This is a genomic window from Novosphingobium resinovorum (assembly GCF_001742225.1).
GTDB classification, from domain to species: domain Bacteria; phylum Pseudomonadota; class Alphaproteobacteria; order Sphingomonadales; family Sphingomonadaceae; genus Novosphingobium; species Novosphingobium resinovorum_A.
The window spans coordinates 203,866-227,041 of sequence record NZ_CP017075.1 but is presented as its reverse complement, the minus strand read 5'-3'; the positions used below and the strand labels follow the sequence as shown (position 1 = coordinate 227,041).

Genomic DNA, 23,176 nt, shown 5'->3' with positions numbered 1-23,176 from the left:
GATAGCCATTGCGCTAGTTCGTGCGACTTCGAGAACGACTGGGACAACCCTGCGCCGGGAGAGACGGACTATGGCCAAGCAATGGGACTACATCATCGTCGGCGCAGGCAGCGCGGGCTGCGTCATGGCGGAGCGGCTAAGCGCCGACGGCCGCTCGCAAGTGCTGGTGCTGGAGGCGGGCGGCGAAAACGACAGCTTCTGGGTCACGCTGCCCAAGGGCGTCGCCAAGCTGGTCAAGAAGCCCGAGCACATGTGGGCCTACCACGTCGCCCAGCCCCGCGATCCCGGCGCCAATGACAAGGGCGCGGGCGAAGTCTGGATTCGCGGCAAGGGCCTTGGCGGCTCGTCCTCCATCAACGGCATGATCTGGAGCCGGGGCGAGCCCGCCGACTATGACGCCTGGGAGCGCGAGGCAGGTGCCACCGGCTGGAACGGCGCCAGCATGACCGAGGCGTTCAAGGAACTGGAAGACCACAAGGCAGGCCCCGGCCCCATGCGCGGCAGCGGCGGCCTCGTCCGGGTGGACCCGGCCTGCTACACGTATCCGCTGGCCGAACGCATGATCGAGGCGGGCGAATCGCAGGGCCTGCGCCGGGTGGACGATCTCAACGGCACCCCCGGCCCGCGCGTCGGCTACTACAGCCACAACATCCGCAACGGTAAGCGCGATTCCTCGGCGCGGACTTACCTGGCTGCGGCTCGCAAGCGGCCCAACGTCACCGTCGTCACCGGCGCGATGGCCGACCGCATCGTCTTCGACGGCACCCGCGCGGTGGGCCTCGATGCCACGGTGAACGGCAAGCCGCAGCGATTCGACTGCGCCGGAGAGATCGTCGTCAGCGCGGGCGCCATGGAAAGCCCCCTGCTGCTCCAGCGCTCCGGCATCGGCGATGCTGCAAGGCTTGCTGCGGCGGGCATTCCGCTGGTGGCACACTCACCCGATGTCGGCGAGAAGATGATCGAGCACCTCTCGCTCTCGATCCCCTTCCGGCTCGACCATGGCAAGGGCACCAACAAGAGCTTCTTCGGCATCGGCGCGGCCTTCGCCATGCTGCGTTACCTGCTGCGCGGCGACGGCGTGCTCGCGACCGGGCCTTTCGAGGTCGGCGCTTTCTGCAATGTTGCTCATCCGGATGGGCGCACCGATGCGCAGTTCTATCTCGGCGGTTACACCTTCAAGGTCGGCGACGACAAGGACCCCGTGCCGCTCGACAAGATCGACCCCAAGCCCGGCGTAACCATCTACGGCCAGCTCCTGCGCCTCACCAGCGAGAGCAGCGTGCGCGCAACCGGCCCTGGCTCCGGCGATGCACCTGAAATCCTGCACAACTTCCTGACGACCGAGCATGATCGCCAGTCCGTGATCGCCCTCGTCCGGGCCATGCGGAACTACGCCCACGCCGGGCCTCTGGCGAATATGGTCGGTGAAGAACTTGTCCCCGGCGCACAGGTTGAGAGCGACGAGGACATCCTCGCCATGTTCCGCCGCCTGTCTAGCTGCGGCCTCCATGCGATCCGCTCATGCCGGATGGGCGGTGATGCCGAGGCCGTCGTCGACCCCCGCCTCAGGGTGAACGGCGTTCAGGGCGTGCGGGTGGCCGATTGCTCGGTGATGCCATGGCACGTCACCGGCAATACGAACGCCCCCGCCATGGCTGTCGGCCTGCGCGGGGCGAAGTTGATGCTGGAGGATCGCTGACCCGTTGTAAGGTCAAAGGCGGCGACCAACGCACAAAGCGATGCGTCGCCCGATCCCTCGCGGCCTAGAAGCCTACCGAATTCAGTATCCAGGAGCGCAAGGGCGCGAAAAGCGCCGCGAAGGCGGCAAAAATGACCAGTAGCTTGAACAGCAATGCAGTATGCATCTTGCGTTCCATCGGCATCCCTCTCTTTATGTTGTAAGCCGAGTGTAACAAGAAAATCGGCTTGGGAAAGAGGGTAACGCAAAGCGTGCCGGCGATGCTTCGCCGGCACTTGCAAGCCACTGTTATTTCAAAATTTACGTCAGTTCTGGAGCGAGATATAACCTAGCTGAGCCGCCTTGAAGACGGTCTGGCTACGGTTGACCGCGTTCAGCTTGGTCGCCGCGTTATGGATGTGGAAGCGTACCGTCGCACGGCTGCGCGACATGATCATGCTGATTTCCAGATCCGTCTTGCCGATCGCCGCCCAGCGCAGGCACTCGACCTCGCGCTTGGAGAGGCGGGATTCGGGCGGCAGCGCCTGCGTCGAGCCCATGACCTGCACATACGTCGCGATGAACGTGCGCGCATAAAGACCCAGCGCATCCGAATAGCGCGCGAAGTCTTCCGAAAGATCGGTCTTGCCGCGATCGAGCGGGTTGAAGCTTACGGCCCCGATTTGGCCGAACGGCAGGTGGACCGGCACGCCGATCGCCGCGCGGGTCAGCGAGCGGGTTTCGAAATTGGCGATGTCGATGGAGGACAGGTAGGCGTTGCGCTCCAGCGTGCGGAAACCTTCCGCATTGGCCCAGAACGGCTGGCTTTCGAACCGGCACGCGGTGGTCAGCGGGCTGTCGAGGGCAATGCGCGAATTGCGCCACCAGACGCGGTCACCGTCTTCCCAACCGAAGACTTCGGTGGCGAGCAGGTTGCCATCGGCATCGACCGGCGTACGCTTGTCGGCAATGTCGTGCGCGGGCGCGGCCCGCATGCCGCATTCCATGGCGATGCGATGCAGGGCCTCGGCGGCGGGGCGGATGCCTTCCGGCGACGTCACGCGGACGGCGTCGATGTTTTCCTGTGACAGAAGTTGCATTGATGTCCTCTCGAGGCTCATTCTTAGCCCGCTGAATCCGGGGGCACAATCGCTTGAAGCGTGGAATTACCGCGTTTTTATGACTAGCCTTTTGCCCAGCGGTAACCGGAGCCCACCTGATGATAGAACCGCAGCTCAAGCGGGAACATCCCTGCGGGAGTGGACTGTGAATTTCGACCTCAGCGAAGACGAGGAAATGCTCAAGGCCCTGACCGAGCGCTTCGTTACCGACCATTACGATCATGACAGCCGCCGCGCCTTCCTGGCCCAGCCTAACGGTTTTTCCAACACCAATTGGGAACTGCTCGGCGAACTCGGGCTGATCGCGGCGCCCTTCCCCGAGGAAATGGGTGGGCTTGGCCTAGACGCCACGGGCATTGCGACGGTCTTCGAGGCGCTTGGGCGCGGCCTGGTGGTCGAACCCCTCGCCGAATCGGTGGTAATGGCGGGACGCCTATTCGCCGCGACCGCCCCGCAATCGCTTCAGGGCGAATGGCTCGACGGATTGCTGAGCGGCAGCAGGCGCCTCGCGCTGGGCCATGCCGAAGCGCGCGCGCGCGATGGCCTGAGTTGGGTGGAAACCACGGCGGCCGCCGAGGGCGACGGGTGGAAGCTGACGGGCGCCAAGCCCTACTGCGTCGCCGGAGGCGGGGCCGACGGTTATATCGTCTCGGCCCGGATTTCGGGCGAACCGGGCGATGCATCGGGAATCTCGCTGTTCCTCGTGCCCGCGGGAAGCCCCGGCGCCTCGACCCATGACTGGCACATGGCGGACGGCAGCGTCGCTTCGTCGCTGGAATTGAGCAGCGTCATCGTCTCTGCCGACCACAAGCTGAGCGACGACGGGCTTGCCGCCATCGCCGCCACCAGCGACCTAGCCGCCCTCGCCCGCAGCGCCGAAGCACTCGGGATCATGGAGCGAATCTTCGCGGAAACCATCGACTACCTGCGCACGCGCGACCAGTTCGGCGCCGCACTGGGCTCTTTCCAGGCGATCCAGCACCGCATGGTCGCCCAGTATGCCGCGATCGAACAGAGCCGCGCACTCCTCAACCTCGCACTCGTATCCTGGGGCAGTGACGAGTTCGCGAATGCCGTTCACGGCGCGCGGGCGTACATCGCCGACGCCTCGGTGACACTGGGGCACGAGATGATCCAGTTCCACGGCGGCATGGGCGTGACCGACGAACTAGCCATCGGCGGCGGGCACAAGCGCCTGCTGGTGCTGTCGCGCTGGCCGGAAGGGCCGCTGGCCGCGCTCGACCGCTATGCCGGGCTGCTGAACTGACCGTAACCACAACCTGACGAAAGGGGCGGCACCGGCAACGGCGTCGCCCCTTCTTTGTTCATGCCTTCATCCCACTGCGAGGCGGACGGGCTTTTCCATTTCCAGCCGGTTGCGGCCCTTCGCCCTGGCGACGAACAGCGCCATCTCGGCCCGTTCGAGCGTAGAATCGAGGCTGGTTCCGACGCGGGCGACGCTGGCGCTGGCAGTCATCGCGAAGCTGCCGTCGCCGATCGCCTGCTTGAGTTCGGCCAGCGTTGTCACCACGCGGCGGCAGATGCCTTCCGCCTCGGCCGCCGTGACGCGCGGCAGGATCACGGCGAAGCGCTCCGAACCGATCCGGGAAATGATGTCCTCGGTCCGCAGCAGTTCGCGCAGCAGATCGGCGAAGACGGTCAGGACCTCGTCACCCACGCTCTGGCCGTACTGCATGTTGATCGTGCGGAAGAAATCGATGCTGAACAGCGCAAGGCAACCCTCCATACGGGCATCGAGCATGTGTTCCAGCATCGAGATGAACGCGGTGCGGTTGGTGAGACCGGTCAGTGGATCGGTATAAGTCGCCGTGAACAGCCGTTCGCTGAGTGAGCGCAGTTCATCGACGTTGCGCATGACGCCAAGCACGCCGTACGGCGCGCCATCGTGACGCAGCAGTGCGCGAAGGCGAAGTTCGAACCAGCGCTTGCGATCGTCACGAGTCAGCGCGGGAAACTCTATCCAGTCCAAATCCTCGCCTGCCATCGCGCGGGCATGGGCCTTGGAAATCTGCTGCTTCGCCTCCGGCGCGACAAGGTCGAGGAGATGAGGGCCGACCAGCCCTCCCCCATCGATGCGCGCGGGATCGCGGTGCCCCAGTTCGGCGATGCCGGACGTCGCATGGACGATGAAGCCCTTGGGATCGGTCTTGAGGATCACGTCAGTCGAACTCTCGGCAAGCATCCCGTAGAGGACCGAGCTTTCCTGGAATGTGAAGTTCATGCCCATGCCGACTGCGTCCCGGTGCCTGCCTTGGCCTGTCCCTCAGCGGCCCGTGAGACCGCTTCGAATCCGACCATGGAGATTTGAGTAAAACACTACGCAGATAAAATTAACATCATTAACCATAGATATTTTATTAACCATCAATACAATTTAGTTTTGTTAACTAACTCAATTAATTCTGAGTATTTATTAAATCAACGTTTACCATCTAAAAAGGCAACAGGGAATACAAATTTCCCTGATAGCTAATTGGTTGCATCGATGCGCCAATATTGCACATGCCGCCGCGGATCGATTTTCCAGAAGAGACGATGGCCGCGTCAAAGCTCGATCATGATACGTACCTTGTCGGGCGTCGTTTCCACGGCCGCTGCGATCTGCTCCCGGCAACGGGAGATGAGATCGGTCAACCCGGGCACCGTTCGACTCGGTCGCAGTTCCGCCGCCTCGACGCCGAGCGCCTCGGCGATGGCGTCCAGCCGCTCCTCGATCGGACGGGCGCGGCCCTGCTCCCAAGCCCACACGGTTGGCTTGCTGACACCGAGGCGGTTGGCAAGTTCGCCTTGCGTCAGCCCCCGCAACTTGCGCAGGCGATGCAACCGCTCGCCAAGGCTTTCACCCCCGATCGCCCCCGGCCCTATCGGCGCCGGCGCGGCCCCGAGCCCAAGTTCGGTCTGCACGGCGCTGCGAAGCTGCGCCGCGCGCAAGGTGGCGCTGGGGATCGGCGAATCGAAGGCGCAGCCGTAGAGCTTGCCGCTCGCCCAGATGACACGCGCACGTGCGTGAGACGCCTCGGGCAGGTCGAGTTCGATGATCTCGCCGATCTCGAGGTCGAGCTTGCTTTCCAGCAGGACACCGGTTTCCGAGAAGTTGTGGAGCACGACCTGCGTGTGCTCGCCGGACTCCAGCGCCCCTTGCGTCTCCAGCAAGAGGCGGCGACGCTCCGCACGAGGGCGGCCGCTTGCTTCAGGCGCTTCAAAATGGGCCGCAATGGGCATCAGTCCACCTCCATGTGTGAGGCGAACGTCCACAAGTTAGGTTAAGATTCGGTTAGAGCCGGGACTAATGAAGCACCGAAGTCATGCGTAATTTTCTGTGAACTCCCTTGGAAACGCGGCAATCCGGCCAGCGTAAAGCTCCCCTTAGCCCCCTCAAAGCCATTATGGCTGGCATCCGGCGATCATCGCGCCCATTTGCGCCACACCATGACCGCGAATCCCTCCAAGATGCCCCGCGTGGGCAAGGTGTACCTTGTGGGTGCAGGCCCCGGCGATCCGGATCTGCTGACCCTACGTGCCGCACGCCTGCTGATGAGCGCATCGCTGGTGGTCCACGACGGTCTCGTCGATCCCGCGATCCTGGCGATGGCGCGGCCTACAGCAAAGCTGGTTTCGGTCGCCAAGGCCCGTTCGCGCCACACCATGAAGCAGGAGGATATCAACGCCCTGCTGGTGCGCGAGGCGCTGGCGGGGAACGACGTCGTGCGCCTCAAAGGCGGCGATCCCTTCGTGTTCGGACGCGGCGGCGAAGAGGCCGAGGCCTGCCACGCGTCGGGCGTCCCGGTCGAGGTCGTGCCCGGCATCTCCTCGGCGCTGGGCGCTTCGGCCGCTGCGCAGATCCCGCTCACTCACCGCGACCATGCCTCGATCGTCAGCTTCGTGGCGGGCCAGTGCAAGGGCCTATCCGAGCAGGACTGGTCCGGCCTTGCCGGCAAGGGCCGCACGCTGGTGATCTTCATGGGCATCGCCACGGCCGCGCAGATCTCCGAAAAGCTCATCGCCGATGGCCTCGCGCCCGACGTGCCCGTGGCAATTATCGAGAAGGCCACCCGCTCCGATATGCGTGTCCTGCGCTCTCCGCTGGCCGGTCTTGCGCATCTTGTCGAAAGTCAGAAGGTGCAAAGCCCCGCGCTTATCGTTATCGGCTCGGTCGCCGCCGACCATGACTCGGCGGACAACACCATTCGCGCCCTGGCGCTGGAGGCAATGCAGTGAAGATCCTGACGGGCAACGACCTGAAGAGCGGGGCCGTGGTCTGGTGGACCGGCCATGGCTGGTCGCTCGACGTGAACGACAGCGCCGATGTCGGCGACAACGGGGCTGCGATCATCGCACGGGAAGAAGGCGTGCAGAACGTTTTCGCGGCCTATGTCGTCGATGGCGAGAAGACCGATGAAGGCGTGCGCCCCGCGCACATCAAGGAGCGCATTCGCGCCTTTGGGCCGACCGTGCGCCTCGACCTGACGCTGAAGCCGTCCGACCCCGCCGCTTTGAACTGGGTGATCTGATGTACAAGTACGACGAATACGACCAGCAGATGGTCGATGTGCGGGTCGAGGAATTCCGCGACCAGGTGCGCCGCCGCGTCTCTGGGGAACTGACCGAGGACCAGTTCAAGCCGCTGCGCCTGCAGAACGGCCTGTACCTTCAGCTCCACGCCTACATGCTGCGCGTCGCGGTGCCCTACGGTACGCTGAGCGGCGCTCAGATGCACCTTCTGGGTGACATCGCGGACAAGTACGACCGCGGCTACGGCCACTTCACCACCCGCCAGAACATCCAGTACAACTGGATCAAGCTGGAAGAGACGCCCGACATCCTCGCCGAGCTGGCGAAGGTGGAAATGCACGCGATCCAGACCAGCGGCAACTGCATCCGCAACATCAGCTCGGACCAGTTCGCCGGTGCCGCCGCCGACGAGATCATCGATCCGCGTCCTTATGCGGAACTGCTGCGCCAGTGGTCCAGCTTCCACCCGGAATTCCTGGTACTGCCGCGCAAGTTCAAGATCTGCGTGATCGCCTCCGAGACCGACCGCGCGGCGATGCGCCTGCACGACATCGGCATCAAGATGGTGCGTAATGACGCCGGAGAGATCGGCGCGCAGTTCTATGCCGGTGGCGGCATGGGCCGCACCCCGATGATCGCGCCGCTGATCCGCGACTTCGTGCCGCTAGACCAGCTCATCACCTTCTCCGAAGCGTGCCTGCGCGTTTACAACCGCTACGGTCGCCGCGACAACAAGTACAAGGCGCGCATCAAGATCCTCGTCCACGAACTGGGCCGCGACGAATATGTCCGCCAGGTCGAGGAGGAGTTCGCGCACCTGCTGACCCAGCCGATCGAGCCGCCGCTCGCCGAACTGGAGCGGATCAAGGCACACTTCGTCGATCCCGCCTTCGAGACCGGCCTGTCCAACGATCTGGACCTCTCCGATCCCGACTTCCGCCTCTGGGTGGAGCGCAACACCACCGCGCACAAGGTTCCGGGCTACGTCATCGCGACGATCAGCCTCAAGCCTGTCGGCGGTATCCCCGGCGATGCCTCGGCCGACCAGATCCGCCTGATGGCGAAGCTGGGTACCGAGTATTCGTTCGATGAACTGCGCGTCACCCACGCCCAGAACATCGTGCTTCCGCACGTGAAGAAGGCCGACCTCTACACCGTCTGGCAGGCGCTCGACGAAGCGGGCCTCGCCACTGCCAACCTCGACACCGTGGGCGACATCATCGCCTGCCCCGGCCTCGACTACTGCAGCCTTGCCAACGCCCGTTCAATCCCGGTCGCGCAGAAGATTTCCGAGCGCTTCGGTTCGGCGCAGAAGCAGGCCGAGATCGGGGAGCTGAAGCTCAAGATTTCGGGCTGCATCAACGCCTGCGGCCACCATCACGCGGGCCACATCGGCATCCTCGGCGTCGACAAGAAGGGCCTGGAAAACTACCAGCTCCTGTTCGGCGGCAGCGAGGGCGCGGACACCTCGCTCGCCAAGATCATCGGCCCCGGCTTCACCGAGGACGGCGTGGTCGACGCGATCGAAAAGGCCACCGAAGTCTATCTCGCCAACAAGCAGGGCGAGGAGCGCTTCCTCGACACCTATCGCCGTATCGGCATGGACCCGTTCAAGGAGGCCATCTATGGTTGACGTCCAGTTCCGCTTCCGTGACGACGAGGCCGTCAACGACCCTGCCGTCACCGTGGATGCGTTCTCCGAACAGTCGAACGCCACCGCCGTGCGCATCGAGCCGGGCGAGGACGCCCGCGCGCTGCTGCCCTACCTCGACCGGATCGCGCTGGTGGAAGTCAACTTCCCGGCGTGGACCGACGGGCGCGGCTACTCCGCCGCCCGCATTCTGCGTGAAGCCGGTTATGCCGGCGAGCTGCGCGGCGTGGGCGATCTTGTGATCGACATGCTGCACCACATGCGCCGCTGCGGCTTCGATGCCTTCGCGCCCGACAAGGCGCTCAATACCACCGATGCGAAGAACGCCTTCGAGCGGTGGGACAACGTATACCAGGCCACCGCGATCGACGGCAGGCAGGCCATCTGGGCCAAGCGCCACCCGGCGTAAGCCCCGAAGGGCCAGAAGGGATATCCCTATGTTCCGTACCGAAGCTGAAAACGAAGACCGTATCAGGGACCGCATCGACACTTCCGCCCGGTTCACCGAGGCCGATGCGGTGCGTCTCAACCGCCTGTTCCGCGGCACCGACACGAGCGAGATGCTCGAGACGCTGCTGAAGGAGCGAATGGCGGGCGATGTGGGAATCGTTTCCAGCTTCGGCGCGGAAAGCGCGGTGCTGCTCCACCTCGTCGCGAGCGTGGACCCCAGCGTGCCGGTGCTGTTCCTCGAAACGGGCAAGCACTTCCCCGAGACGCTGGCCTATCGCGACACCCTGATCGCGCGCCTCGGCCTGACCAACCTGATCAACCTCGTCCCCGATGAGGCGGAAATCGCCAAGAAGGACGAGAACGGGTTGCGCTGGTCGTGGGACCCCGACGGCTGCTGCGAGATCCGCAAGGTCAAGCCGCTCGCCAAGGCGCTGGCGCATTACGATGCGTCTTTCACCGGCCGCAAGTCGTTCCAGAACTCGACCCGCTCGCACCTGCCGCGCTTCGAGATCGACACGACGGACGCACAGGGCCGCCTGAAGATCAACCCGCTGATCGACTGGTCGGCCGAGCGTCTCGCCTCCTACATCGCCGAGCATGAACTGCCCGCGCACCCGCTGGTGGCGGAAGGCTATCCCTCGATCGGCTGCATGCCCTGCACCAGCAAGGTCGCGCCGGGCGAAGACCCGCGCTCGGGTCGCTGGAAGGGCTGGGACAAGACCGAATGCGGCATCCATGTCCCCGGCAGCGAGGACAAGAGCGGCCCGGCCAGCGAACTGCCGCCGGGCTTCGATCCGGTGTTCTGAGGCGGCCGGGGTTGGCGTCGAAGCCCACCCCGTCCGGCTAGTTCGCTTCGCTCCCAAGCCTCCCGGCCCTCCCGCACACGGGAGGGCTGACGCGCCTTCCCCCTCCCGCTTGCGGGAGGGGCAGCGAGACTTGGGCCGAAGGCCTTAGTCGCAGCGGGGTGGGTAACAACGCCCCACCAACCGTCTCACCGCTGCTTCTTGGTGATCGCCGCGTTGAAATCGGGGTCTTTCTTCGCCACCCAGTCCACGAATTTGCGGATGTTCGGGTAAATCAACAGCGCGTCCACGTCCGTACCGAAGCGCTGGAGTTCGGAGTTCGTGAAGTTCGCGATGACCGTCTGCTGACAGATCGGATGCATCGGCACGACATCGCGCCCGCCGCGGCTCTTGGGCACCGGATGATGCCACACGATGGTCTCGCCCGTGGGCCGGCCGCAAAGCCAGCACGGCACGGCCTCGACCGGAGCTTCCTCCTCCTCCCGATGCAGGTCTTCGTAGGGTCCGTGCTTGGAATATTTGCGGGCCATGGCTCTGCCTGAATTGCCTGAAATCGCGAAGGCCACTACAGTGCCGGAGCGGTCCCGGCAAACGTCCGAATGCGGCCCCTGCAACTTGCGATGCAGCTTATTCACCGCGATGTTGCGGAATTTGCACCGCCAGGTAGCTAGCCTGACCGCGCCTTTGTTTCTATGTTGCAACGCAACATGACTCAGCCCCCTTCCGCCTCCACCCGCGCGACCCACCCCGCGCTCGTCATCCTTGCGCTTGCGATGGGTGCATTCGCCATCGGCACCACCGAGTTCGCGGCGATGAGCCTCGTACCCTTTTTCGCCCGCGATCTCGGCCTGACCGAGCCACAGGCCGGTCACGCGATCAGTGCCTATGCGCTGGGCGTAGTCGTCGGCGCACCGGTCATCGCCGTGCTCGCCGCCAAGATCGAGCGCCGCCGCCTGCTGATCGGCCTGATGGCGCTGTTCGCCATCGGCAATGGCATCTCGGCCATGGCCAAGACGTATGACTTGCTGCTGCTGTGCCGTTTCGTCAGCGGCCTGCCGCATGGCGCGTACTTTGGCATTGCCGCCCTCGTCGCCGCGTCGATGGTGCCCGCGAATAAGCGCGCGCAGTCGGTCGCCATGGTCATGTCGGGTCTGACGGTGGCAACGATCATCGGCGTACCCGCCGCCAACTGGCTGGGGCAGGCGATCGGCTGGCGCAGCGGCTTCGCGGTCGTTTCCGGTCTCGCGATCCTGACGATGGCGCTCGTCGCGCTCTACGCCCCGCACCAGCCCGCCGACGAGAGCGCGAGCCCCTTGCGCGAACTCGGCGCGCTTCGCCGTCCGCAAGTGCTGCTGACCCTGCTCACCGGCGCGATCGGCTTCGGCGGACTGTTCTGCGTCTACACTTACGTCGCCTCGACCATGATCGAGGTCACGCACGTTTCGGAAAAGCTCGTCCCCGCCGTACTGGCGATCTTCGGCGTCGGCATGACAGTGGGCAACCTGTTCTGGGCCTGGGTCGCCGACCGGGCGCAGACCAAGGCTGCCATCTGCGCCCTGCTGTTCAGCGCTGTGTCGCTTGCACTGTTCTCGCTGATGGCGGGCAATATCTGGACCCTGTGCATCGTAGTGCTGCTGATCGGCTTCAGCGGCGGGCTCGGCACGATCCTGCAGACGCGCCTGATGGACGTGGCGGGCGATGCGCAGGCGCTAGCGGCCGCCGCGCACCACAGCGCTTTCAATACGGCTAACGCCATTGGCCCGTGGCTGGGCGGCATGGCCATCTCGGCCGGTCTTGGACTGACCTCGACCGGCTGGATCGGCGCCTGCCTGGCGCTGGGCGGTCTTGCGGTATTCCTGGTCACCATCTCGCTGCACAAGCGCGAAACGCTGGAGCCCTGCCCCGCTTAACGGTCAGCCCCCCTGAAACTCAGGCCTCCAGCTTGCGCTCAAGATGCATGTGGACGGCATCCGCCGTGGTATCGAGTTCGGACACGAAGTAGTTCTCGACCGGGATGTCGTCCTCGAACAGCGCGGCGCCGTTACCCAGCGTGCGCGACATCATCCGCAGCCAGATTTCATCTGCATGGCCGGAACGTAGAGCGGCATTGACCGCACCGGCCTCTCCAACAACGAGAACCGCGCTGTCGCCCGCTGCATCCTGCGCGGCGGCGAAAGCTTCGGCATAAGTGGGGACGAAATGAAACTCCCCGAGCAAGGGAATTGCCAAGGGCGCATCAGTCACAACGAAGACTGGGGTTTTTCCTGAATAGGCATCCGCGATCCATCCGGTATCCTCGGACAGTTCGAAGGACCGGCGGCTCATGACCACCGCGCCGCAGACTTTGTCCAGTCTGCCGGACAAGCCAGAACCATGCAGTTCGGAGGTGCAAAACACGCTCCGTCCGCGAGCATCAGCCCAGAAGCCATCAAGGCTCGAGGCGGCATCGACGATCAGTCTGCCCATATGTCCTACTCCCGCCTGCATTGTAATCCAACGCGGTGTGGTCGCAACGAGACTAATCTCAGTCTTTGGTACAGGTTTCGCGGATTCCGGCGGATTGTTGCCCGTTTACGACAGCACGAGCCCCACCGCCGAAATGCGGCGGGGCATTACGTGTTTTCACAATAGTTTGCCGACCGAATCAGCCAATCATCATGAGGCTGGCGTTGCCTCCGGCAGCCGTGGTGTTGATGGAAGTGGATACTTCCTCCAGCAGCCACGCCCCGTTTGGTCCAGTGTCATGCCCGGTCCAGACGTGGACCGGCACGATCGGCCCCGGCAGTTTCGCCGCCGAGTCGCACGCCCCGCGCACCGCCTGAACGTCCCCTTCGACGAGGCACGCAGCGAAGAACTCGCCCGGATTGGCATGGAAGCGCGCGGCGATCTTCGCGGGCAGACCTTCAGGCAAGTCCATGCCTTCCACCGTCGCAGTGTTGCCTGTCGCCAGAACCGCCGCCATCTGGCCCAGCAGACCTTCGCGGGTGGCCGGTCGCAGGAGAATGCGGCCGCGCGGGTGGAGCGCATAGAGGTTACGCTCGCCGACCGGGCCGGGAAGCACGGCCTCGAAGCCCAGCGCCGAAGAGCGGCCGAGGTCACGCGCGCGACCGGCGGCAGAGGGCTCGCCATGCTTGTCCAGCCAGTCCGCAAAAACCGTCAGCAACATGGGCGCTTCTTCGGGTGGCGTCAGGACCTGCGGAGCCTGCCGGGTGAGCCTGCCTAGGTAGAGCGGCCCGCCCGCCTTCGGCCCGGTGCCGGAGAGACCGCACCCGCCGAAGGGCTGCACGCCGACGATGGCGCCGATGGTGTTGCGGTTGACGTAGAGGTTGCCCGCGCGGATCGCGCCGGTCACGCGCGCCATCGTCTCGTCGAGGCGCGTGTGGAGACCGAAGGTCAGGCCGTAGCCGGTCGCGTTGATGCTTTCGACCAGTTTGCCGAGATCATCGCGGCGGAAGCGCACGACGTGCAGGACCGGGCCGAAAACCTCGCACTCAAGCTGGTCGATCCCGGTGATCTCGATGATCGTAGGGGCTACGAAAGTGCCGTTTTCCGCGCCCTTCCCCAATGCAACCTGTTCGACGCGGCAGCCCTTGGCGCGCATCTTTTCCACGTGGCGTTCGATGTTGGCCTGGGCCTCGGCGGTGATGACCGGGCCGATGTCGATGGCGAGGCGGTCCGGGTTGCCCACCTTCAGTTCGGCCAACGCGCCCCGCAGCATCGCCAGTGTCCGGTCGGCAACGTCTTCCTGCAGACACAGCACCCGCAGTGCGGAGCAGCGCTGGCCCGCGCTGTCGAAGGCCGAGGCGATGACGTCGGCCACCACCTGCTCGGCCAGCGCGGAGCTGTCGACGATCATCGCATTCTGGCCGCCGGTCTCGGCAATCAGCGGAATTGGGCGGTTTTCCGGCGAAAGTCGGGTCGCCAACTGGCGCTGGATCAGGCGCGCGACTTCGGTGGAGCCGGTGAACATCACCGCCGCCGTCCCGGGTGCGGCGACCAGCGCGGCGCCGAGATCTCCGCCGCCCGGCATGAACTGCAGCGCGTCGGCGGGGACGCCCGCTTCGTGGAGGATGCGTACGGATTCCGCGGCGATCAGCGGGGTTTCCTCGGCCGGCTTGGCGAGGACCGGGTTGCCCGCGACCAGCGCCGCCGCGATCTGGCCGGTGAAAATGGCCAGCGGAAAGTTCCACGGCGAGATGCACACGGCGGCACCCAAAGGTGCCTTAACGGCACCTAAGGTATCCTTGGCCGCTTTGGCGTAGTACCGCAGGAAGTCGATCGCCTCGCGCACTTCGGCAATCGCATTGGGTGCGGATTTTCCCGCCTCGCGCATGGCCAGCCCCATGAGCACGGGCATGCGATCCTGCATCGCATCTGCCGCGCGTTCGAGCATGGCGGCGCGCTGATCGACCGGGACCATGCTCCAGTTCGAGGCGGCAGCGCGGGCGATCGCAGCGGCCGCCTCGCTGGGCGCGAGTTCGATCACGGTGCCGACCACGTCGCGATGGTCGGCCGGGTTGCGGACCGGACGGCCCTCTCCCTTCGCGCCTTCCGGTGCCGCGGTCCATTGCGCCGTTGCCGAAGCTGCCAGCGCCGTCGCCAGAGCTTCGAGGGCGATCTCATCGGTCAGGTCGATGCCGTCGGAGTTGCGGCGGTCCGGATAGAGGCCGCAAGGCGCGGCAATCAGATCATGGCGCGCACCGGGGCGAGGCATGGCGCGCACGACTTCGACCGGGTCCGCGACCATGGATTCCACCGGCACCGCAGGATCGGCGATGCGGTTGACGAACGAGGAGTTCGCGCCGTTCTCCAGCAGGCGCCGCACGAGGTAGGCGAGCAGCGTCTCATGCGTGCCGACCGGCGCGTAGATGCGGCAGGGGCGGTTCAGCTTGTCGGCCCCGACGACCTGCGAATAGAGCGGCTCGCCCATGCCGTGGAGGCACTGGAATTCGTACTGGCCGACAGCGAAGTCCGGGCCTGCGAGCCGATAGATCGTCGCCAGCGACTGCGCGTTGTGCGTTGCAAACTGCGGAAACACCGCGTCGGGCGCGGCGAGCAGCTTGCGGGCACAGGCGACGTAGGACACGTCGGTATGGACCTTGCGGGTATAGACCGGGAAGTCGGCAAGGCCGTCCACTTGCGCGCGCTTGATCTCGGCGTCCCAGTAGGCGCCCTTGACCAGCCGCACCATGATCCGGCGACCGGCGCGGCGGGCAAGATCGACGATCCAGTCGATCACGAAGGGGCAGCGCTTGCCATAAGCCTGAATCACGAAGCCCAGGCCGTCCCAGCCCGCCAGCTCCGGATCGAGCGCAAGGCTTTCCAGCAGGTCGAGCGAGAGTTCGAGGCGGTCGGCTTCCTCGGCATCGATGTTGAAGCCGATGTCGTAGCTCTTGGCCATCAGCGCCAGCGCCTTCACGTCGGGCAGCAGTTCGCCCATCACGCGTGCCGCCTGCGCGCGGGCATAGCGCGGATGCAGCGCCGAGAGCTTGATCGAGATGCCGGGGCCCTCGTAGATGCCCTTGCCCGCAGACGCCTTGCCGATGGCATGGATCGCGTTCTCGTAGTCGGCATAGTAGCGACGTGCATCGGCGGCGGTCGTGGCCGCCTCGCCCAGCATGTCGTAGCTGTAGCGGAAGCCCTTCGCTTCCAGTTCCCTCGCGCGCTTGACCGCTTCGTCGATCGTTTCGCCGGTGACGAACTGCTCGCCCATCATGCGCATGGCAAGGTCCACGCCGCGCCGGATCACCGGCTCGCCCGCGCGCGCGACGAGGCGGGTCAGCGCCGCGCCGAGGCCCTTGTCGTCCACCGAGCCGACCAGCTTGCCGGTCACCACCAGTCCCCATGTGGCCGCGTTGACGAACAGCGACTTGCCGCCGCCGAGGTGCCCGCTCCAGTCGCCGTCGGCGATCTTGTCGCGGATGAGCGCGTCGCGGGTGGCGTGGTCGGGAATGCGCAGCAGCGCTTCGGCAAGGCACATCAGCGCCACGCCCTCCTGGCTGGAGAGCGCATATTCCTGCACCAGTCCCTCGACCCCGGTGCCCTTGTGATTGGCACGCAGCGTGGTGACGAGCGCGGTGGCCGTCTCGCGCACCTTGGCCTTCAGGTCCGCATCCAGCGTCGCGGCGCCCAGCAGCGGGGCAAGGCACTCGGCCTCATCCCGGCGGCGCGCATCGGCGATGGCGCGGCGCAGCGGGGTCATCGGGCGAACAGCAGGAGCGAACTGGCCAAAAGGCGAGAGGGCGGGCGTGGTCATGCAAGCGATGCTAGCCGATTCGCGCTTGTCGTTCTGCCTTTTCAACGGCACGGAAATATCCGGTTTGACTTTTTTGACTCCCCATTGAAGGCATATCGCATGGCAAAGAGCTCTCAACCGGTCGAACTGGACGAACTGGACCGCAAGATCATCGCGGTCCTGCGCTCCGATGGCCGGATCACCGTGACCGACCTTGCCAAGGCGGTCGGCATGTCGAAAACTCCGTGCCAGGTACGCTTGCGGCGGCTGACGGAAAGCGGCGTGATCCGGGGGTTTCGCGCGGTGGTCGATCCCGCCAGCCTCGGGCTCGATCACGTCGCCTTCGCCGAAGTGAAGCTGTCCGACACCCGCGAAAGCGCGCTGACCGAGTTCAACCGCGCCGTGCGACGCATTCCCGAAGTGGAGGAATGCCACATGATCGCCAGCAGCTTCGACTACCTGCTCAAGGTGCGCACGGCCGACATCCGCCGCTACCGGGTGGTGCTGGGGGAAAAGATCTCCAGCCTGCCGCACGTCGCCAGCACGTCCACGTTCGTGGCGATGGAGACGGTGAAGGATGCCAGCAGCTGATCGTTATGGCGGTGTGAACGCCGGATGGAACGCCTTGGCGATGACCTGCAACGCCGCCCTGTCGCGCGCCCGGCCGCCGGGCTAGCACCTTGCGCAAACAGACCCCGCCGAGGAGAGAGCATGACCACCGGAACCGTCGTCATCACCGGAGCCGCAGGCGGCATGGGCCGTCCCGCGGCGCAGCGCTTCGCCGCGCAGGGCCGCCCGCTCCTGCTGTGCGACCTCGACCCTGTGAGGCTGGAGGCGCTGGCCGAGGAACTGCGCCCCGCCGCCGGGAAAGTGGACATTCTCGCCGCCGACATCGCCGCCGGGGACTTTCCCGCGCGGATCGTCGCCGCGCTGGGCGGCGCCCCGATCTCGGCGCTGGTCCACACTGCCGGGCTCTCGCCGACAATGAGCGACGGGCCGCGCATCTTCGCGGTCAACTACGACGCCACCGAGCGACTGGTTGCGGGGCTGCTGCCGCACTTCGAGGTGGGGGGCTGCGCGGTGCTGATCTCCTCGGTCTCCGCTTACATGCTGGGCGACCCGGCGCTGTTGGACGCGATCCGCGCGTTCGTGACCACCGGCGAGCGCAGCGGCATCGCCGGTTACATGGACCATCCGGGCATGGCCTATGCGATCTCCAAGCGCGCCGTGATCGGCATCGTCGAGCGCGACGCCCCCGCCTTCGGCGCGAAGGGCCTGCGCATCGCCTCGATCGCACCGGGCTTCATCGCCACACCCATGGGCAATGCCGAGGCGGAGGCGAACGAACAGCTCCGCGCCATGATCGGCATGGTCCCGCAGCAGCGCATGGGTCAGGGCGACGAAATCGCCTCTGTCGCGGAATTCCTGTGCTCGCCCGCCGCGTCCTACGTCAGCGGCGTGGACATTCGCGTGGATGGGGGGATCATCGGCCTGCTCAATACCAGGGGCAACGCGCAGTGACGGGAGGCTGGGAGCGACATTGCCACGACCGTCGCGTACCTCAAGGACCGGCAGGACGTGGAAGCCGAAGGAAGAGGGGTTGCGGTGGTAGAGCCCACCCCCAGCCCCTCCCGCGAGCGGGAGGGGAGCGAGACTTGGCAGCTTGCTGCCTAGTCGCAACGGGGTGGGCCTAGCCCTTCACCCGAAATCCGTCTCCCGCTCCACGACCGTGGCGATGCGGAAGGAGGCGCGGTCGAACAGGTTCTTCTCGTCCTCGACGATGTCGTCCGGCATCAGGCTGGTGGTGATGTAGGCCAGCGTCGCGCGGTAGATGGCCTCATCCGCGAACCACAGTTCGGTGATCACGTCCGGGCCATCGATGAACGCGCCGGTTTCCGGATGCGGCTGCGGATCGACGTAACGGCGGATATAGCGTGTCACCCCGCGAGAATATTTCGCGGCCAGCGGCGCATGGCGCGTCTCGTAATAGTCGCGGAATGCCTCGACCGAAATGTCCGGCCGACGCTTCATGAACAGCAGGATCTTGTGCATCCGGGTCCGATAGCACGGCCCTTGACCCGGCGCGCGCCGCCCCCGCGATCACTCCTTGTCGAGGTACTTCACTTCGAGGAACCGTCCGCGCGTGGCCAGCGCATCGACGTCATTGCGGGACAAATCCTCGCTCATCGCCTCGATCTGGTCGGCGATCACGCACAGGCCGTCGACCAGCTGCTCAGACGGAGAGGTGCCGCCAGAGCCGGTCTTCCCACGTAGCTGCGCGGGGATGCGGGTGTAGCTGTTGACCATCTCAGGCAAGTGCTCGGTCAGCAGCTTGCGAACCTCGCGCGCCGCGGGACCGCGTTCGTCGAGCATCGCCAGCTGCGGGGCCAGCTGTTCGAGGCGCACGCCGATCATGTCCACCGCATCGACGGCGGCGGTCGGCAGCGCCTTGCGCTTGCCTTCCAGCCATAGCTCGGTGGAACCCGCCAGTTCCGGCAGGCTGGCGGCGTTCAAATCCTCGACATGCGTGCGCGGGGTGGCCGGGAAGATCGACAGCACCACGAAGACCGCCACTCCCAGCAGGAACGTCAGCAGCCCGGCGGTGAACGACACCCCGCCCAGCACCAGGGCCGCGACCAGCCCGGCGATGTAGATGCCCGCCATCGCCAGGAATGCCCGGCGCAACCGGCGCATGCGAAAGCGCCACTGCTCCTTGCGCGCGTTGTAGATGCGCGCGGCCCGCTGGCGCCGCGCGGCGCGCACGATGTCCTGCGATACGCGCTGCGAGGTCTTGGCTGGAAGCTGAGCCATCGTCGGTTAGTCCAGAGCCTCCAGCAAAGTCTTCGCGGCGGCATCGTCGCCCGCCGCCAGACCTTCGGACTGCCCTTGCGCGCGGGCGATGTAGGCCTTGGACTTGCTGATCTCGCCCTCCAGCGAGGTCACCGTCTGCTTCATCGAATCGAGCGCCTTCAGCTTGAAAGTGTCGATCGAATCCATCGTGTCGTAGATGTTCTGGAAGGCGCGGCTGAGCGTCTCCAAGGGAATCGTCGAGTTCGCCGCCTGCTCGTGGATGCGCGCGGTGTTGTCCTTGAGCATCTGGCCGGTGCCGTCGATGATGTTCGCGGTCGTCGTGTTGAGCGCGGTGATCTGGTCGAGCACCAGCTTCTGGTTCGCCATCGCCTGCGCCACCGTCACCGCCGTGCGCAGCGCGCCGACCGTGGTGGTCGAAGCGCGGTCCACGCCCTTCACCAGTTCGACGTTGTTCTTCTTCACCAGATCCAGCGCCAGATAGCCCTGCACCGAGACGGCCATCTGCGTCATCAGGTCCTGCGTACGCTGGCGCACGTAGAACAGAGCCGATTCGCGCACCGCCTTCGCCTTGGCCGGGTCGGTGTGGTCGAGGTCGTTGGCCTTGTCCTCCAGCGCCTGGTCCAGCGTGCGCGCCATGTAGATCATCTGTTCGAGCTTGCCCATGGCGGCCCACAGGTTCTGGCGCTCGACGTCGATGGCGGCGTTGTCCATCAGCAGTTCGTCCTTGCCGCCCTGCAGGCGGGCGAGGATCGCGCTGATATGACCCTGCGCGCTCTGGTAGCCGTCGAAGTAGTTCTTCAGCTTGTTGCCGAAGGGGATCACCCCGAAGATCTTGCGCGGCTCCAGCAGCTTGCCCTTGCGGCTGGGGTCGAGGTCCTCGACCGTGCGGCGCAGTTCGGCAAGATCGGCACCCACGCCCGCATCCTTGTCCATCGCCCGCACCGGGCGATCGAGGAAGCGGTTGGAATGGCTGGAGGCGTCGGAAATTTCCTTGCGCCCCATGTTGGTGATCTGGTCCACCTTGCGCCCGAAATCGGGCGAGGCGGCGTCCTGCGAGACGAGGTCGTCGACGAACTCGTCCACGCGCACCTGCAGCTTGGACTTCGCCTCGTCCCCGATGGCCACGAGACCCGCCGCACGCTCAGGCGCGACGGTCGGCACCGGATCGGGGGGAGTGAGCTTGAGTTCGCCAGCAGTTTCAGTGGCCGTAGCCATGTGTAGTCCTCGTGAAAAACCCGGTTGTCCGCGAACCTATGTGCGCTCAGGCCTGTCTGCAAGGATAACCGGGGTTCAGCCTTCGACGAACCGCTTACCGGGATCGACCATGAGCATGGAATCCTCGCGCGCCACCACCGCGAGCCGCAGCCCCGCCGCCTGCGCCCGGCGTACCGCGAGGTCGGTAGGCGCCGAGATCGTCACCAGCAGCGGACACCCGGCCCGCACGGTCTTCTCGACCAGTTCGTAGGAACAGCGCGAGGTCATGACGATGAATCCGTGCGCCGGATCGATCGCGGCACGGGCGAGCGCGCCCACCAGTTTGTCCAGCGCATTGTGCCGCCCGACATCCTCGCGCAGCGCCAGCACTTCGCCCGCCTCGCTGCAAAACGCCGCGGCGTGCGTGGCGCGGGTCCGCTTGCCCAGCACCTGACCCTCGCGCATGGCGTCGAGACCGCGCCGGATCGCCTGCGGGCTCGCTTCGGAAGTCCGGGCCAGCGGCAGCAGCGGGCGCAGTGCGGCTTCCACCCCCTCGATCCCGCATATACCGCAGGAACTGTCGCCCACCCGCCGCCGCGCGCGTTCGAGGATGGGCCCAAGCCGCTCGGGCGGCAGGTTCACCCGCGCGACATAACCGCTGCCCCATTCGGCCTCGTCGGTCGCATGAACGGCGACTTCCCCGACCTCGCCAGCCAGCGCCAGCCCCTCGGCCATCAGGAAGCCGGTGACGAAATCCTCCAGCGCCAGCGGGGTCGCCATCATCACCGCATAGGCAATACCGTTGGTTTCGATCGCCACGGGCGCCTCGACGGGAATGGATAAGTCGAAGGCGTCACCCGGCGCGTTGCCATAAGTGCTGCGGCGCACGGCGCTGGAGGTGGAGCCAGGAGTGTGCATGAGGAGGCATTCCCTTCGTCATCCCGGACTTGATCCGGGACCGCTGGCCGTGAACGACCCACGTGGCGGCGAGGCGCATCACACAATGTCGCTTCTAAAGACCGCCGCCGGTCCCGGATCAAGTCCGGGACGACGAAAACTCGCCCTTTCCCCTTAGGGAAAGCGTATGAATACGATTGCATAGAATGCGTGCAGTCAGCGCCGATTACTCCCGGTTTTCGTATCCAATCGAGCCCATCATATCGCCGCTCCGTTACGCCCCGGCGATGCCTGCGCCACGCAGTTGCCCACAGGCTGGGGCGAATTGGCTTGCGACCATCACGCGGATTCCTCTAATGGGCGCGCCTCGTACGGCTCCGGCGCGTTTCCCGGGTCGCCGCCGTACGCGCACGAGACGCGCCGAAACACAGGGGGGAAGAAGGCCAGTCTCGAAGGCCCTTTTTCCGCAGGATTGGTACGAAATCGAATGAGTTGGCTCGACAAAGTCCGAAATTCCATATCGAGCCTCGCCAAGCGCGATACGCCCGACGAACTCTGGATGAAGTGCGCCAGCTGCGGCGAGATGCTCTTCATCAAGGAATTTGAGGCCAATCTTTCGGTCTGCCCGAAGTGCGAGCACCATGGCCGCATCGGCGCCAAGGCCCGCTTCGACCTGCTGCTGGACACCGGCTATACCGTCCTGCCGACCCCCAAGGTTCCCGAGAACCCTCTGAATTTCCGCGATACCAAGAAGTATCCCGACCGCCTCAAGGCCGCCCGCGCCGCCAACCCCTACCCCGATGCGCTGACCAACGCCTTCGGTGCCGTCAACGGCGCCAAGGCCGTGCTGGGCGTGCAGGACTTCAAATTCATGGGCGGCTCGATGGGCATGGCCGTGGGCGAAGCCTTCGTCGCCGGTGCCGAGAAGGCGATCGCCGAAAACTGCGCCTACGTCATCGTCACCGCAGCGGGCGGCGCGCGCATGCAAGAGGGCATCCTGTCCCTCATGCAGATGCCCAAGACCACCGTGGCCACCCGCCGCCTTGCCGCCGCGGGCCTGCCCTATATCGTCGTCCTGACCGATCCGACCACCGGCGGCGTCACCGCCAGCTACGCCATGCTCGGCGATGTGCAGATCGCCGAACCCGGCGCGCTCATCGGCTTTGCCGGCCAGCGCGTGATCCAGGACACGATCCGAGAAAAACTCCCCGACGGCTTCCAGCGCGCCGAGTACCTCCATGCCCACGGCATGGTCGACATGGTGGTCCACCGCAAGGACCTGAAAGACACACTGGCAACGCTGCTCGGTTATCTTGCACGAAAGGAAGTCGCGTGAATATCGATAGCGCCCTGGTACGCGAGCTCGCAGAGCTGCTGGCCGACACCGGCCTGACCGAGATCGAGGTCGAGGACGGCGATCGCAAGATCCGCGTCTCGCGCCAGATGGTCCAGCAGATGGCCGCCAGCCTGCCGCCGATGGGCTATGCTCCGGCGCCTGCCGCTGCCGCCGCGCCGGTTGCCGCCGCCGCAGAGGCCGCGCCCGTCGCTGCCGCCGCGCCGGTCGATGCCGTGAAGTCGCCGATGGTCGGCACCGTCTACCTCGCCGCAGAGCCGGGCGCGCCCGACTTCATCTCGGTCGGCAAGACCGTGAAGCAGGGCGACGTGCTCCTCATCGTCGAGGCCATGAAGGTCATGAACCAGATCGTCGCGCCCAAGGCGGGCACCGTCACCGCGATCCTCGTCGACAACCAGCAGCCGGTCGAATACGACCAGCCGCTCGTCGTGATCGGCTGAGAGCGGGAC

22 protein-coding genes are annotated in these 23,176 nt (G+C 65.5%); 12 read left to right on the top strand and 10 right to left on the bottom strand.

Features of this window, described 5'->3' with window-relative positions; translation table 11 throughout:
• Positions 1-70: 70 nt before the first annotated feature.
• A complete protein-coding gene (locus BES08_RS00870) occupies positions 71-1,699 on the top strand; it encodes a GMC family oxidoreductase (protein WP_069707437.1) in 1,629 nt (542 codons plus the stop codon).
• Between the two features lie 305 nt (positions 1,700-2,004).
• Here BES08_RS00870 and BES08_RS00865 read toward each other — a convergent pair whose 3' ends face one another.
• The gene (locus BES08_RS00865; RefSeq protein WP_069707436.1) at positions 2,005-2,778 is read right to left on the bottom strand and encodes a helix-turn-helix transcriptional regulator; all 774 of its coding nucleotides are present in this window, start codon (positions 2,776-2,778) and stop codon (positions 2,005-2,007) included.
• Between the two features lie 166 nt (positions 2,779-2,944).
• Here BES08_RS00865 and BES08_RS00860 point away from each other — a divergent pair, with 166 nt between their 5' ends.
• Positions 2,945-4,066 carry an acyl-CoA dehydrogenase family protein gene (locus BES08_RS00860; RefSeq protein WP_069707435.1) on the top strand — a complete coding sequence of 374 codons (1,122 nt, stop codon included), beginning with the start codon at positions 2,945-2,947 and terminating at the stop codon, positions 4,064-4,066.
• Between the two features lie 66 nt (positions 4,067-4,132).
• Here the strand turns inward: BES08_RS00860 and BES08_RS00855 are convergent, their stop codons facing one another.
• Together BES08_RS00855 and BES08_RS00850 are read right to left on the bottom strand one after the other, a co-directional pair.
• Positions 4,133-5,041 carry a GGDEF domain-containing protein gene (locus BES08_RS00855; protein WP_231958113.1) on the bottom strand — a complete coding sequence of 303 codons (909 nt, stop codon included), beginning with the start codon at positions 5,039-5,041 and terminating at the stop codon, positions 4,133-4,135.
• Positions 5,042-5,364: 323 nt separating this feature from the next.
• Positions 5,365-6,042, bottom strand: coding sequence for a type II toxin-antitoxin system RelB family anti-toxin (locus BES08_RS00850; RefSeq protein WP_008829547.1), 678 nt, complete (start codon positions 6,040-6,042; stop codon positions 5,365-5,367).
• 207 nt (positions 6,043-6,249) lie between these two features.
• Here BES08_RS00850 and cobA point away from each other — a divergent pair, with 207 nt between their 5' ends.
• From cobA to BES08_RS00825, 5 genes are read left to right on the top strand one after another with little or no spacing between them, the layout of a single operon-like run.
• Positions 6,250-7,038 (top strand): uroporphyrinogen-III C-methyltransferase, encoded by a 789-nt coding sequence (cobA, locus tag BES08_RS00845; protein WP_008829548.1) that lies wholly within the window; start codon positions 6,250-6,252, stop codon positions 7,036-7,038.
• On the top strand, positions 7,035-7,331 hold the full coding sequence (locus BES08_RS00840; protein ID WP_069707433.1) for a DUF2849 domain-containing protein: 297 nt from the start codon (positions 7,035-7,037) through the stop codon (positions 7,329-7,331). Before cobA ends, BES08_RS00840 begins: the two co-directional genes overlap by 4 nt.
• The gene (locus BES08_RS00835) at positions 7,331-8,965 is read left to right on the top strand and encodes a nitrite/sulfite reductase (RefSeq protein ID WP_069707432.1); all 1,635 of its coding nucleotides are present in this window, start codon (positions 7,331-7,333) and stop codon (positions 8,963-8,965) included. Before BES08_RS00840 ends, BES08_RS00835 begins: the two co-directional genes overlap by 1 nt.
• On the top strand, positions 8,958-9,392 hold the full coding sequence (locus BES08_RS00830; protein WP_008829551.1) for a DUF934 domain-containing protein: 435 nt from the start codon (positions 8,958-8,960) through the stop codon (positions 9,390-9,392). Before BES08_RS00835 ends, BES08_RS00830 begins: the two co-directional genes overlap by 8 nt.
• A 28-nt stretch (positions 9,393-9,420) precedes the next feature.
• Positions 9,421-10,239, top strand: coding sequence for a phosphoadenylyl-sulfate reductase (locus tag BES08_RS00825; protein WP_069707431.1), 819 nt, complete (start codon positions 9,421-9,423; stop codon positions 10,237-10,239).
• Between the two features lie 185 nt (positions 10,240-10,424).
• On the opposite strand, the gene BES08_RS00820 is transcribed toward BES08_RS00825, so the two are convergent.
• Positions 10,425-10,766 (bottom strand): hypothetical protein, encoded by a 342-nt coding sequence (locus BES08_RS00820; RefSeq protein ID WP_069707430.1) that lies wholly within the window; start codon positions 10,764-10,766, stop codon positions 10,425-10,427.
• A 177-nt stretch (positions 10,767-10,943) separates the two neighbouring features.
• Here BES08_RS00820 and BES08_RS00815 point away from each other — a divergent pair, with 177 nt between their 5' ends.
• Entirely contained in the window at positions 10,944-12,146 is a 1,203-nt protein-coding gene (locus BES08_RS00815) for an MFS transporter (RefSeq protein WP_051586694.1), read from the top strand.
• 19 nt (positions 12,147-12,165) lie between these two features.
• On the opposite strand, the gene BES08_RS00810 is transcribed toward BES08_RS00815, so the two are convergent.
• Both BES08_RS00810 and putA read right to left on the bottom strand, forming a co-directional pair.
• On the bottom strand, positions 12,166-12,702 hold the full coding sequence (locus BES08_RS00810; protein WP_069707429.1) for a dihydrofolate reductase family protein: 537 nt from the start codon (positions 12,700-12,702) through the stop codon (positions 12,166-12,168).
• A 178-nt stretch (positions 12,703-12,880) separates the two neighbouring features.
• Positions 12,881-16,492: a trifunctional transcriptional regulator/proline dehydrogenase/L-glutamate gamma-semialdehyde dehydrogenase gene (putA, locus tag BES08_RS00805; protein ID WP_069707428.1), complete on the bottom strand. Its 3,612-nt coding sequence runs from the start codon at positions 16,490-16,492 to the stop codon at positions 12,881-12,883.
• Between the two features lie 99 nt (positions 16,493-16,591).
• Between putA and BES08_RS00800 the strand changes: the two genes are divergently transcribed.
• Both BES08_RS00800 and BES08_RS00795 read left to right on the top strand, forming a co-directional pair.
• Positions 16,592-17,062, top strand: coding sequence for an Lrp/AsnC family transcriptional regulator (locus BES08_RS00800; protein ID WP_069707427.1), 471 nt, complete (start codon positions 16,592-16,594; stop codon positions 17,060-17,062).
• A gap of 120 nt (positions 17,063-17,182) precedes the next feature.
• Positions 17,183-17,992 (top strand): SDR family NAD(P)-dependent oxidoreductase, encoded by an 810-nt coding sequence (locus BES08_RS00795; protein WP_036522505.1) that lies wholly within the window; start codon positions 17,183-17,185, stop codon positions 17,990-17,992.
• A 177-nt stretch (positions 17,993-18,169) separates the two neighbouring features.
• Here BES08_RS00795 and BES08_RS00790 read toward each other — a convergent pair whose 3' ends face one another.
• From BES08_RS00790 to fdhD, 4 genes are all read right to left on the bottom strand, one after another.
• A complete protein-coding gene (locus BES08_RS00790) occupies positions 18,170-18,523 on the bottom strand; it encodes an EthD domain-containing protein (RefSeq protein WP_008832218.1) in 354 nt (117 codons plus the stop codon).
• 48 nt (positions 18,524-18,571) lie between these two features.
• Complete coding sequence (locus tag BES08_RS00785; RefSeq protein ID WP_069707426.1) at positions 18,572-19,282, bottom strand: hypothetical protein; 711 nt, start codon at positions 19,280-19,282, stop codon at positions 18,572-18,574.
• Between the two features lie 6 nt (positions 19,283-19,288).
• The gene (locus tag BES08_RS00780) at positions 19,289-20,497 is read right to left on the bottom strand and encodes a toxic anion resistance protein (RefSeq protein WP_008832220.1); all 1,209 of its coding nucleotides are present in this window, start codon (positions 20,495-20,497) and stop codon (positions 19,289-19,291) included.
• A gap of 75 nt (positions 20,498-20,572) precedes the next feature.
• Positions 20,573-21,394 (bottom strand): formate dehydrogenase accessory sulfurtransferase FdhD, encoded by an 822-nt coding sequence (gene fdhD / locus BES08_RS00775; RefSeq protein ID WP_069707425.1) that lies wholly within the window; start codon positions 21,392-21,394, stop codon positions 20,573-20,575.
• A gap of 466 nt (positions 21,395-21,860) precedes the next feature.
• Here fdhD and accD point away from each other — a divergent pair, with 466 nt between their 5' ends.
• Together accD and accB are read left to right on the top strand one after the other, a co-directional pair.
• Complete coding sequence (gene accD, locus BES08_RS00770) at positions 21,861-22,709, top strand: acetyl-CoA carboxylase, carboxyltransferase subunit beta (protein WP_008832222.1); 849 nt, start codon at positions 21,861-21,863, stop codon at positions 22,707-22,709.
• Positions 22,706-23,167: an acetyl-CoA carboxylase biotin carboxyl carrier protein gene (gene accB / locus BES08_RS00765; RefSeq protein ID WP_069707424.1), complete on the top strand. Its 462-nt coding sequence runs from the start codon at positions 22,706-22,708 to the stop codon at positions 23,165-23,167. The genes accD and accB overlap by 4 nt, the downstream gene beginning before the upstream one ends.
• Positions 23,168-23,176: the final 9 nt, after the last annotated feature.